The following is a 12,403-nucleotide window of genomic DNA, read 5'->3' as shown; positions in this document are numbered from 1 at the left end:
AGCCTTACTGTTTGTAGACAACCTTATCATAGGACGCTCTTTGTGCCTATATCTGATAAGTTAACGCGTTGATAAAATAATTATCACCTATCCTATGAGAGAACTCACTAGGCTGAACGTTTATGCTAAAAACAGCACTGCCACACAGCAAATGGCTAATAATAAACCCAAGACATTAATACGGTTAAGCGACTCTTTAAACACACCGACCCCTATCAAGGTTGCCACTGCAATGACACCGACATTCATACCGGTAAAGACGATGCTAGGCGACTCGGACAATAATTGATGCGCACGTACATAAGCATAAATATTGCCCATATTGAGCGCACCTAATAACAATCCTGCTGCGAGCGCATTCCCCTGCCAGCGCACCCGCGTAATCAGCAAATACATAAACAGCAATAATCCTGCTAAACCAAAACTGACAAATAATGTAAGAGGAAAAGCAGTGCCCTGCTTGGCAACTTGCTTGAACAAGATATCAATGATGCCATAGCCTGCCCAGACGCCAAACAGCCATAGCGGTGTATGCTTCGCTTGTCTGCTAATCTGACCTTGCTGTGGACGATAAATCAACGCTCCGAGTGCTAGAAAGCCTAATAACAGTCCAAATATTCGCGTGCTGGTCAGTACTTCACCAAACAATAAAAAAGCCGCGACGATAGGAATAATCAACGATAGCCGCTGAGCCGCATCGGTTGCTACCATTCCCACAGATTCAATCGCCCTTCCAAGGATAATAAATACCGCAGGTAGCAATATGCCAAGCGCAATAATAATCGCCCAAGCACCGCCAAGCGCATTCATGCCACTGACGTCTGGCTTCAACAAAAACCACGTCAGCAGAAAAGCCACCGGATAGCCTGCGACGATGGTCTGGCGTATGTCTATATTCTTCTGTCGTAACACTTTTAGCAATACTGAAACGGCGACACTACAAAGCACCGCTATCGTCAAATATATCATGAGCTATTACCTTATTAAACTGCCGCTTTATGGGGACATTATTCGCTCATCATTCATATACTGAAGATAAAGCGCGAACCGCCAATTAGGATAAAGCCATAGAATGTAACAAAGTATTTCTTACACAGCAATCTATTTATTGGCTTTTATTCGACTGCTGACAAGTAGCTCTTTAGCCTTCAATTTACAATTAGCATGCAGGTCTGATTGGGAAGTTTGCTAAAATAGTACTCAATCCTAATAACAAAAGTAAAGATTCAAAATAACGAGTAATGTCGTTGATTTTGGCGTACTGCTATTGATGTTTTATGACTGCCTATGAATGCTCTATTTCGATTTTTTGAAACTCGCCTCCCTGCCTTTCCTGAAACTCCTATGCCGCTACCTTCACCCCGTGATGGCATGCTAAAGTTCTTGTGGGCGTGTACCAACGGTTTACGTGGCTGGCTATTGATATTTATGATTTTGTCTGCGGGCATTGGCATCTATGAAGCGATGCTATTTGCTTGGATTGGGAATATCGTTGACTGGCTAGGCGTCTATACACCGCAGAATCTGTGGTTAGAAAAAGGCGATATGCTACTGCTCATGCTAGCTGTCATGATCGTGAGTCCGCTATGGATTGCATTGTCATCATTCATCCATTTTCAGACCTTACAAGGCGTCTTTCCCATGCAAATGCGCTGGCGCTTTCACCAGCGGATGCTTGGGCAATCGATGCAGTTTTATCAAGATGAATTTTCTGGACGTGTCTCAGCCAAAGTAATGCAAACCGCACTGGCCGTACGCGATACAGTCATGACCGTCACCGATATGTTTATGTATGTCACCGTTTATTTTATTACGTCAGGTGTCATTTTATTTAATCTGGACAGCCTATTATTAATCCCGTTTATCGTTTGGCTAGTCTTGGTTGCGCTGACCATTTGGTACTTTATCCCTAAGCTCAAACAAACTGCCATTGTGCAAGCCGATGCCCGTGCCTTGATGACCGGCCGCATTACCGATGCTTACGCCAATATCATGACCGTCAAGCTATTTAGCCATTCACGCCGTGAGCTGAGTTATGCCAAAAACGCCATGGGGCAATTTTTAGGTACCGTCCATGCACAGATGCGCTGGGTCAGTTATTTAGAAGTATCAACCCATCTAATCAGTGTGATTTTGGTTAGTAGCACTGCGGCTATCGGCTTATATTTATGGCAACAAGGCGCGGTCGGTGTCGGTGCGATTGCTGCCGCGACAGCCATGGCACTGCGTTTGAACGGTTTGACTCGTTGGATCATGTGGCAAACTGCCAGTCTATTTGAAAGTATCGGAACCGTACAAGATGGCATGCGTACCTTATCAGCGCCGCAAAAAATCATTGATAAGCCCAATGCACCCGCTTTGAAAGTCACCGAAGGTCGTATCGTTTTCGATCATGTTGATTTCAGTTATGAGAATGATAGCGACGCTGTTGAAGGCGATAGCTTAGATACAGTGAAAACCTCAGCAACGCCTACTACGAAGACTAAACTGCTCGATAACTTTTATTTAGACATTAAACCCGGCGAAAAGATAGGCTTGGTTGGGCGCTCAGGTGCCGGCAAATCTACCTTGGTTAATTTATTGTTACGCTTCTTTGATGTTGATAGCGGTAAAATCCTTATCGATGGACAAGCAATTGATGAAGTCACCCAAGAGTCTTTGCGCCAGCAGATAGGTATGGTGACGCAAGATACGTCTTTGCTACATCGGACAGTACGTGAAAATATCGCTTACGGTCGTCCTGACGCAACCGATGAAGAAATTATTACGGCTGCCAAACAAGCGCAAGCATGGGACTTTATCAAAGACTTATATGATGATAAAGGCAATACAGGACTTGATACCCAAGTCGGTGAGCGCGGCGTCAAGCTCTCTGGCGGTCAACGTCAGCGTATCGCCATCTCACGTGTTATGCTAAAAAATGCGCCCATCTTACTATTGGACGAAGCGACCAGCGCCCTTGACTCTGAGATTGAATTTGCCATTACCGAAAGCCTGAATGACATCATGACAGGTAAAACGGTCATTGCGATTGCCCATCGTCTCTCCACCATTGCCGCACTTGATCGATTGGTGGTCATGGATAAAGGTCAAATTATCGAACAAGGCAGCCATGATGAATTATTAAATCTACACGGTGTTTATGCTCGCTTGTGGCACCGTCAAAGTGGTGGTTTTTTAGGTGAAGACAGCTAAGTACAACCATTAATTTTCATTGAAAATCAGACACAAGGAGGTGTGTACATTATGAAAGCATTTGCAAAAAATATTAATATTAGTGGAAAACAAGCGCGCTACTATAACCTTAGCCAGCTTACGCCATCGATACAGTCAAGTACTGCCTCTCGCGTACCAGCACACTTTTATGGTGGCAATAGTTTTACCGTTGGTACTTATAGTCCCTTATTAAGTGCGCTGGCAACTGACTTCAAAATCAGCTCGCTTGCGCTTCGTGGCTATTGGTATGACAAGCCACAGCGCCGTCGTCTTACGCGCGAGCAGGATGCTGAGATACTTATTGAATTTTTAGAAAAAACGCAAGACAAACCCATCGTTGGTATTGGTCATTCGCAAGGAGCCACTGCCACTGCCATCGCTGCAGCCCAGCGCCCAGATCTGTTTTCACAACTATATTTAATAGAGCCTGTGACGTTTACCAAACCACAAGCCAGACTTTATAATCTATTGCCGCGTAAGCTTCTGCTCAGTCGCGAACCGTTTAAAAGCACCCTCACCAAACAATCTACTTGGGCAAGCATCGATGCTTATTATGAGAACTTACGCGCTCAACGTGCTTATAGGCGCATGAGTGATGCGCATTTGCGGGTATTTGCAGAGCAAAGTTTATCCAAAGATACCAGTGGCAGTTACACGCTGATATTTGCGCCTGAGCAAGAGCTCGCCAACTATTTCGGCGCGCCGCATATCGATACCGCCCTCAAGCAATTAAGCTGTCCTTATACGCTTATCACTGGCAAGCCGACGTTGTTTATCAACCATAAAGTGCGACAACAATGGCAAAAATTCGTCCCTGATGACAGCATCATATCTTTGTTAGATTACGGTCATCTACTGCCGATGGAAGCACCTGAATTATGTGCTCAAGTTATCAATGAGCATTATCATAGTCATAAATAAGCTGAGCCGTCTAAGTGATGACTGACCTTTTTGCGCCTACACCGACTGACAATCTGTTGCCTTACGATGGTCAGGTCAATGACTTAGGGGTAGTTATCAATAATGCTAACGCCCTGTATAATAATTTACTAACCGAGCTACCTTGGCAGTCTGACATCGTGACGTTGTTTGGTAAAACGCATGTTACCACTCGCCAAATCGTCTGGATGGGTGACCACGATGTCAGTTATTATTACTCTGGACAGACGCGTCGAGCCATTCCATGGACAAAGCAGATGTTGCACGTAAAACGACATATTGAGCAGCAGTTATCAAGCAGTGGCATCAACGTTGATTTTAATTCTTGCTTGCTTAATTACTATCCCTCTGGTGAGGATGGTATGGGCTATCATGCCGACGATGAAAAAGAGCTGGGCGCGCAGCCGATTATTGCTTCTTTATCGCTCGGTGCTAGGCGAAAATTTGTTTTTAAGCATAAAACTATTAGACAAAAGAACAAGCCCGTCAAAGTTGAGCTATATCTTGAGTCCGGTCAGCTTATCGTTATGCATGGCGATACGCAGGATTTTTGGATGCATACCATTACAAAAACTAAAACTGTCACATCAGGGCGCATCAGCCTCACGTTTCGAAAAGTGCTACCGCATTAAATTAATGTAACTTAATATAAGCTAGAGCGCGTCCTCGTTTTGAAAATGGTGATAAAAATGAGCTAAACGGTAGCCAAACAAGGAAAATAGCACCGTTAATATCGGAATATTAACCAGCTATTTGATGCAGTCTAGAAAGATTTAACCACTTTTAGCCCATTTAGTCGCAGGCCTTCAGATTGAAGACATGTCCTAGCTCACTTCCAAAACGATCTTGCCAAAAGCAGCACCTTTTTGCAGCTCATGATGAGCCGCGACCACTTCAGACAATGGATAGGTTTGCTGAATACGTAGCGTTAGCTTGCCATCAGCAACGAGCTGTAAAACTCGGGCCATATCTTCACCACTACGCTGCGCCTTATAACCTGCTACCTTTAACTGTTTCTGGCTACCCGCTTCTTTGAGTTTATCCACCCAAATGGTTGGTAATACATTCACGCGTCCGCCTGATTTGAGCACGCTAAGCGCTCGCACGCCTGCCTCATTACCGACCAAATCCAGTAGCACATCTGCCTTTAATTCAGGGAATTCACCATCTTTGGTATAATCAATCCAACCTGTAAGCTGATTGGTATCTATTATTTCATCAAGCTTGGCATATTTCTCTGGTGAGCAAATGACGGTCACCTTGATATTGTTTTTAGCCACTTTATCCATGAGCAGCTGAATTAACAAGTGACCCACGCCGCCTGCTGGCGCGTTTATCACCACATGCTCACCATCTTGAATATCTGCAAACTCTACAAACTGTATCGCCGTCTGTCCAATACAAGGCAGCGCACCTGCTTGCTCTAATGTGACAGAATCCGGTACTTTTGCCAGCATGTCAGCATCGACTGCTACATACTCTGCATAACAGCCACCATGAAAAGTCAGGGCAGCGACCTGTGTACCGATAGTAAATTGCTCACTACGACTATCGACCACAGTGCCTGACATATCAAACCCCAAAATTGCAGGCTCATTTTTATCAAACTTGTCTTTTTGAATGGCATCAGCGCCCCAGCCTTTGCCTTGACGCGTTTTGTAATCGACAGGATTGATACCCGCGTAAGCAACTTTGACCAACACCTGATTGTCTGTTAACACAGGAATGGCCACATCCTCTTGATAGCTCATCACTTCAGGTTCGCCAAACTCACGTATGAGTACAGCATGTTGGGTCGTTGGTAGCACATTATGAGAAAGAGTAGACATCGTTATATATCCTTATAGGTATCTATTACTTTATATTTGCATTCAATTTTATTTTTAGTGAATAACTTAAGCTTATTTAATAATCATTTATAAATGTGCCAATTCCGCACTGAGCGGCAGATGATCAGACAGTGTCGACCATGGTTTGCCCGTATGCACCCAGGCATTTTTCACTCTTAGATTACGCACATAAATACGATCTAAGCTCAGCACAGGAAGCTTGGCTGGGAAAGTTGGCAGCAGTTTGCCATGACAGTGCTTGAAAGCTTCGGTCATACCCAAGCTAGTAGCCAGCTTATCACAAGACATTTTTTTCCAATCATTAAAATCTCCTGCCAAAATCAGTGGTTGATCAGGTGCAATCTCATTACGAACATAGTTGGCAATGGCTTCATATTGCTTGATGCGATCACGCTCAAACAAATTTAGATGTGCACACAGTACAACCACTGGTACATCCCATCCAACTGGTTGTACTTCACAGTGCAAGACGCCGCGCTGCTCAAGCTTATTAACGGTGATATTGACGTTATGTTTAGGATCCAATGGAAAACGGCTCAATACCGCATTGCCATGATGACCGTTTTCATACTCTGAGTTTTTACCATAGCTATTTTGCAGCTGTAAATACTCCCCAAACCATTCATGTTGCGATTGGTCAGGATATTCGTTGTACTGCATATTGCGCTTAAGATTCTGACCTTGCACTTCTTGGAGACATAGTACATCAGAGCCAATGATATCAAGGGCTTGGGCGATACCTTGTATTTTAACTTGGCGATTCATCGGCGACATGCCTTTATGAATGTTATAGCTGGTTAGCACAAAAGAGGTTGTGGTAGTCATAGAATTAGTCATCATACTTAAAATAAATGGAACATTGGTTATCTCGCCACACTGATTGCAAGTGACGCCTAAATACTGATTTTTGAGAAGCTGATAGCGCTGATTGCTGTAGTAATTTTTCATCAATCTTGTAGTCACCACCGTAATAACCAGTAGCATCAACTGGCTGGTCTGTCTTGGCGTTACAAATTGCAGAGTTACCACGTACAGCAAATTTTTGCTGCCCTTCGTACATGACTACTTTCATCTCATCATAACTTACGTCACCACGACAACCGAGATAATAAGGCACACTCACTTCGACAATACCGTTATTATTAATATCAGTCACTACGGCGGTGTTTTTAGCGAATTCTGCGATTACATCTAACCCATCGCAGGGTACATAATCATATATTTGCCATACTCGTAAAGCCTCTTGTTCATCTATAACATATAAATGCGTGAAGACCTCTCCTGCTGGCTCGTCAGGGCTATTGGTTGAATTGAAACGCTGTAATTGAACCAAATACTGTTCTCCTACTGTGCCAATCCAAGAACGAATAGCAACAATATCTTTGGTCTTTAGCCTCATTTTATTTTTTTTAGAGTCTATTTGATAATAGTTTTGAATAGAAGGCGGCAATTGACCCCATGATAGATGGCTCACAGATATATTATTCACATCTGTCTCTGCCATACTGAGACTGGAGCTAAAGGCTATCATTGCTGTGACGCTAAATAGCATGAGAGTATTTGGTATGTTATTTCGCATCATTTAACAATCTACGGCAATCAAGCATATGTTTTAGGTAAAGGCTTAATATATCATCAATGTAAAAAGAGCATTGATTCTTATCGAACCAATGCTCCCATATTATACCTATCTTCTATCAATGGCGAATTCGCAAAGGATTGTCATCAATAAGCACTATCTAGCAATTAATAGCGTGTCACCAAAGCAATTGGTTGATCTTCACCCATAATATCTTGTGGCATAAATACTGCTTCGCCACCATTATGAATGACATGCTCAATGATTTCGCCAATGGCATCATCAGTAACGCCTTCTGAAGCCGCATCATCTGCAAGACTCAAAGTCTGCGCCTTTTCATCAATTTTGGCTGATTGTATATAACCACGACGGACATAAAGCGTCCCGCCTGCACCTTGGAAGGCACTGCGGTAGACTTCTTGTAGATCTGTTTGTAACATATTGGCACCGCGTGCTTTATCAATCTCACCCATGGCAGCTTGATGCAGTGATGTACGATAGCCTTCCACCGCCTCTTGCACACTATTGATAATATGCTGAGCACTACCATCCTCTAGATTGGTCGCATTTGACACTGTGGCAATGATGTTGTCTGGACGATCACAAACTTCTTTATAGTAGCCGATATTTTTAGCATCGCCAACGACGACCAAAGGCATTTTATGCTCACCCCACAGCTCTTGGACACTTTTATCGACCTGATTAAAAAACTCTTTTAGATAGCTACTTTCATTATTAGACGAGCGATCCGATCCACCGTCGCCTGTCGTATATAGACCATTGTTTTCAATAGGGAATGGAATATTATCCATGTTTTTTTGCAGGTCATCGTCCTTATCAAACTCTCTCACCACGCGATCATTAGACGCTTCAATCAAGCGGGCATTATCACGAGTAAGCACCAAGGTGTAATAATGGACCGCGCTTGCCATATCACGCACCAAATCTCGAGTCGCAAAACGATGTGAAATCACCACACGCTCCGTGGTGTCAATCGGCATACGGATAACTTGCACATCGTCGGTACTGGCAAAAATAGCTAAGGTATCAAGATTTAAGTTGTGATTGAGCTCTTTGGTTTTATCATGAATCTTATCAAGTATGGTAGTCGCTGTGCGCTTATCGTATTCGTTGGTTAAGCGTTCTTCAGCCACTTTTAATTGGTTCTTCAGGGCAATGGGATCTTGATCATTAGCAGGATGCTCGCGATGAGTCTTAACAAAGATACTAACCGCAGGGTTGGCTTTGGTTTCACGTAAACTTTTGAGAGTCGCTTTCATTTATTGCTCCTTGTTTTATTATCATTTACTTTTAAAATTGTAATTTTTAATATGAGTCAACTGATTAATAGTTTTTGCTATCAGTAGTGATTAATCTTTTTATTCCATTGCCTTGATGCTAGCAGTCAAACCTCACTCGCTGTAGGGTTAATTTGCAAGCAAATGATAGCACTTTGTAAGTAAAACACTCTGTATTGTTCTAAAAGTCTGCCGGATCGACTATAAACCCGTTTAGTATTAATTATCTTGCTTCACTTTTTATATAGTCAGTAATTAGGTTGCATTTTCGTCAAACGAACCCATCTTTTATATAGCTTATCGATAAGACAGCAAGAAAAGAAAAATAACACAAAGCTAATAACGTTCTAGATGTCACGGCAAGCCAATCTCTTATATAAAACGACGTTTACTCAATAATAATTCATTCACTACGATCAGATATCGGATACTTTTATGAAAACCCTTCCTGCAGATTTACGCCTTGTCGATTTTGACAACGTTTCGCCAAGTACATTACAAAGCCATGTCATCAGTGCCATCGATGCAGCCAATACATTTTTAGATGAGATGAGTGCAGATACTGACAACCATGATAGCGCTGCTAATATCAGTGCTGAGCAAGCGCTGGCCGATGTGATGACTTTTGATCATATTAATCTGGCATTGGATCGCAGTTGGGGCATTTTATCGCACCTGAATAGCGTCATGAGCAATGACGACATTCGTCATGTCCATCATGAACTGCTACCTAAATTATCTGCTTATAGCACACGAGTGGGACAGCATCAGCCGCTATTTAATCGTTATCAAACTATCGTCAATGACACAGCATTTTTTGCGGCGCTTGAGCCTGCACGAGCGCGGGCTATTGAGCTTGCGCTACGCAGTTTTGAGCTGTCAGGTGTCGCATTACCAAAAGATAAACAGGAAAAGTTTGCAGCTATTCAAAGTCAGCTTTCTACCTTATCAGCGACCTTTTCAGATAACGTATTGGATGCCACCCAAGCTTATGCCTTACCGCTGCAGCAAGAGCAATTAGCAGGTCTAACCGAAAGTGGACTGGCGCTACTCGCAGATGCTGGCGAACAGTATAAAGCGCGCGCGCTTGCCAACGGTACGCTTACGCAAGTAGAATTCGATGCGTTGCCAAGTCCTTATTACGTGGCAAGCTTAAACATCCCTGTTTATCTTGCCATCATGACCCATGCGGATGACCGCGAGCTGCGTGAGACCCTATACCGCGCTTATGTCACGCGTGCTTCTGAGTTTGATGCGCATACCAATGCCAAAGGTGAGTCGCTAAATAACGCCGATATCATGAGTCAAATCCTGCAACTACGTGAGCAAAAAGCCAAGCTATTGGGTTTTGACAATTATGCAGAAGTCTCACTATCGACTAAAATGGCAGATAACGTGGCAGAAGTAGAAACCTTTTTACGGAGTTTGGCCACGCAAGCAACTCCAGCGGCTAAGCAAGACTTAGCTCAGTTGCAAAAGTATGCGCAAGATTATGGTATAGATGAGTTACAGGCATGGGACAGTGCGTATATCGCTGAAAAAGTCAAACAAAGCGAGTTCAGCTTATCGCAAGAAGAAATCCGCCCGTACTTTCCCTTACCAAAAGTGATTAGCGGATTATTTGCCATCGTCGAGCGTTTGTACGGTATCAAAGTCCAAGAGCAAAGTGAATCCGTATCACGCTGGCACGACGATGTCAGCTTTTATCAGTTGTTTGATGCTGATGATAACTTGCTTGGTGGCTTTTACTTTGACTTATTTGCTCGTAGTGGTAAACGCGGCGGCGCTTGGATGAGTGGTTTTCAGTCGCGTTATACGTATGACGAGCAAGACCATCAGCAGCTACCCGTTTGCTTTATGGTGGGTAACTTCACCCCTGCCCTCGATGGCAAACCAAGCTTATTGACGCATGATGAAGTATTGACTTTATTCCATGAGTTTGGTCACGGCCTACATCACCTGTTGACCCAAGTGACGGTCGGTGATGTCGCTGGTGTCAATGGCGTTGAGTGGGACGCGGTCGAGCTGCCCAGTCAATTTATGGAAAACTGGGCGTGGGATGCCGAAGGTATTGCGCTGATTAGTAGCCACGTCGAAACCGGCGCGCCATTACCAAAAGACAAACTTGCAGCGTTATTGGCGGTGAAGAATTTCCAAAGCGGCATGCAAACCCTACGTCAAATCGAATTCGCACTGTTTGACTTATTGATTCATGCGCATACGCCAGCACTTGATTATGACGGTATATTAGCCACGCTAAATACCGTTCGAGACGACATTGCTATCATGCAGACACCTGACTACAACCGTTTTGCCAATGGATTTAGTCATATTTTTGCCGGTGGTTATGCGGCAGGTTATTACTCGTATAAATGGGCAGAGTTGCTATCGGCAGATGCCTTTAGCAAGTTTGAAGAAGAAGGTATTTTTAACCCTGTCACTGGTAAAGCCTTCCGTGAAACCATCTTATCAGTCGGTGGTAGTTTCCCTGCCAAGACCAACTTTGAAAACTTCCGTGGTCGTAGCGCCAGCATTGATGCTTTATTACGTCATAGTGGTTTTGATGACTCTAAAAACATCGATGCCGCCAATGCTCAAACGACTCACGAGGCGATTTAAATGCGCTACCAATCATCAAGCCCTAAACGCCGGTTTTTAGCAGGCGTTCGCTGCCCAAAATGCCAAGCGATAGACGCGGTAGTACAGGTGAATATTGTGACTCCTGCACCTGATGAATATATCGAGTGTACTTTGTGTGGGCACGCAGAGCATCGCCCCGACCCTGATGCCATCAGTGCTAAAAACCATGCTGAAGATCAGCTTATACGTGATGCTATGGCTACTGGTACCAGCGGCACAGTAAAATTCAAGCCTTAAATATTAAGCGTCAAGTCTTAATAGCTACTAGCCTATCTAGCAATAGATAGGCTTTTTATTTTGAGTTTGCTATAGTATGGCTACTTATATTTCTAACATAAATCGACTATAGTATGAAAAGCCAAAAAATGCGTCCTCTGTCAACCAAATCACTGAAAAAAGAGCCCACTAAGTCACGCCAGAAATGGTGGTCAATTATTATATTAGCGGCATTACTGATTGGCTACTTGGTCTGGAAAAACAATTCAATAGACACTAATACTGCGCCTATCGAAAGTACACCGTCGACTACCGAACCAGATAGCGCTACTCAATTAGATGCTACGCCCTTAGGTAATAATGACAATAGTTCAAACAATAGTGACTTAACGTCAAATACTAATGAGACAACCACAGTTAATCAAATACCTAATGCTGATGCGATCTTAAATGCGGCTTTGCCAGAAACAGATAGTCTTGCCAAAGAAGAAATAGATCGCTTAGAAGACGAGCGTAAGCGCTTAGCCGAACAAGAAAAATTGGCGGCTGAACAACTGACGATGAACAAGCAATTAACTGATATGAAAGCAGAGCAAATCACCCTACTTGAACAACAAATAGCGCAATTAGAAGCCGAGACAAACGGCGACAAACAGTAGCTCATT

At 43.5% G+C, this 12,403-nt stretch carries 11 protein-coding genes; 6 read left to right on the top strand and 5 right to left on the bottom strand.

Annotation, left to right across the window (positions count from 1 at the left end; genetic code table 11):
• Positions 1-120: 120 nt before the first annotated feature.
• Positions 121-969 (bottom strand): EamA/RhaT family transporter, encoded by an 849-nt coding sequence (locus JMW85_RS01130; protein ID WP_201580687.1) that lies wholly within the window; start codon positions 967-969, stop codon positions 121-123.
• Positions 970-1,287: 318 nt separating this feature from the next.
• On the opposite strand from JMW85_RS01130, the gene JMW85_RS01125 reads away from it, so the two are divergent.
• Genes JMW85_RS01125 through JMW85_RS01115 form a run of 3 tightly spaced genes read left to right on the top strand, consistent with a single transcriptional unit; the run spans position 1,288 to position 4,787 of the window.
• Positions 1,288-3,195, top strand: coding sequence for an ABC transporter ATP-binding protein (locus tag JMW85_RS01125; protein WP_201580686.1), 1,908 nt, complete (start codon positions 1,288-1,290; stop codon positions 3,193-3,195).
• A 51-nt stretch (positions 3,196-3,246) separates the two neighbouring features.
• Complete coding sequence (locus JMW85_RS01120) at positions 3,247-4,137, top strand: alpha/beta fold hydrolase (RefSeq protein ID WP_201580685.1); 891 nt, start codon at positions 3,247-3,249, stop codon at positions 4,135-4,137.
• A 17-nt stretch (positions 4,138-4,154) separates the two neighbouring features.
• Positions 4,155-4,787 carry an alpha-ketoglutarate-dependent dioxygenase AlkB family protein gene (locus tag JMW85_RS01115; RefSeq protein ID WP_201581215.1) on the top strand — a complete coding sequence of 211 codons (633 nt, stop codon included), beginning with the start codon at positions 4,155-4,157 and terminating at the stop codon, positions 4,785-4,787.
• 192 nt (positions 4,788-4,979) lie between these two features.
• Here the strand turns inward: JMW85_RS01115 and JMW85_RS01110 are convergent, their stop codons facing one another.
• The 4 genes from JMW85_RS01110 to JMW85_RS01095 form a co-directional block, all read right to left on the bottom strand.
• On the bottom strand, positions 4,980-5,984 hold the full coding sequence (locus JMW85_RS01110; RefSeq protein WP_201580684.1) for an NADP-dependent oxidoreductase: 1,005 nt from the start codon (positions 5,982-5,984) through the stop codon (positions 4,980-4,982).
• An 87-nt stretch (positions 5,985-6,071) separates the two neighbouring features.
• Positions 6,072-6,830 carry an endonuclease/exonuclease/phosphatase family protein gene (locus tag JMW85_RS01105; protein ID WP_045443058.1) on the bottom strand — a complete coding sequence of 253 codons (759 nt, stop codon included), beginning with the start codon at positions 6,828-6,830 and terminating at the stop codon, positions 6,072-6,074.
• A gap of 4 nt (positions 6,831-6,834) precedes the next feature.
• A complete protein-coding gene (locus tag JMW85_RS01100; protein ID WP_201580683.1) occupies positions 6,835-7,509 on the bottom strand; it encodes a M949_RS01915 family surface polysaccharide biosynthesis protein in 675 nt (224 codons plus the stop codon).
• Between the two features lie 242 nt (positions 7,510-7,751).
• Positions 7,752-8,864: an AOC03_06830 family ribosome hibernation factor gene (locus JMW85_RS01095; RefSeq protein WP_201580682.1), complete on the bottom strand. Its 1,113-nt coding sequence runs from the start codon at positions 8,862-8,864 to the stop codon at positions 7,752-7,754.
• A 453-nt stretch (positions 8,865-9,317) separates the two neighbouring features.
• Between JMW85_RS01095 and JMW85_RS01090 the strand changes: the two genes are divergently transcribed.
• From JMW85_RS01090 to JMW85_RS01080, 3 genes are all read left to right on the top strand, one after another.
• Positions 9,318-11,501, top strand: a complete 2,184-nt coding sequence (locus JMW85_RS01090) for a M3 family metallopeptidase (RefSeq protein ID WP_201580681.1) — start codon at positions 9,318-9,320, stop codon at positions 11,499-11,501.
• The gene (locus JMW85_RS01085; protein ID WP_201580680.1) at positions 11,502-11,759 is read left to right on the top strand and encodes a YheV family putative zinc ribbon protein; all 258 of its coding nucleotides are present in this window, start codon (positions 11,502-11,504) and stop codon (positions 11,757-11,759) included.
• A 113-nt stretch (positions 11,760-11,872) separates the two neighbouring features.
• Complete coding sequence (locus JMW85_RS01080; protein ID WP_201580679.1) at positions 11,873-12,397, top strand: hypothetical protein; 525 nt, start codon at positions 11,873-11,875, stop codon at positions 12,395-12,397.
• The last annotated feature ends 6 nt before the right edge of the window (positions 12,398-12,403 follow it).

This window comes from Psychrobacter glacincola (assembly GCF_904846075.1).
In the GTDB taxonomy this organism is placed as follows: Bacteria; Pseudomonadota; Gammaproteobacteria; order Pseudomonadales; family Moraxellaceae; genus Psychrobacter; species Psychrobacter glacincola_C.
The sequence above is the reverse complement of the archived record's forward strand: the minus strand, read 5'-3'. Positions and strand labels throughout refer to the sequence as shown.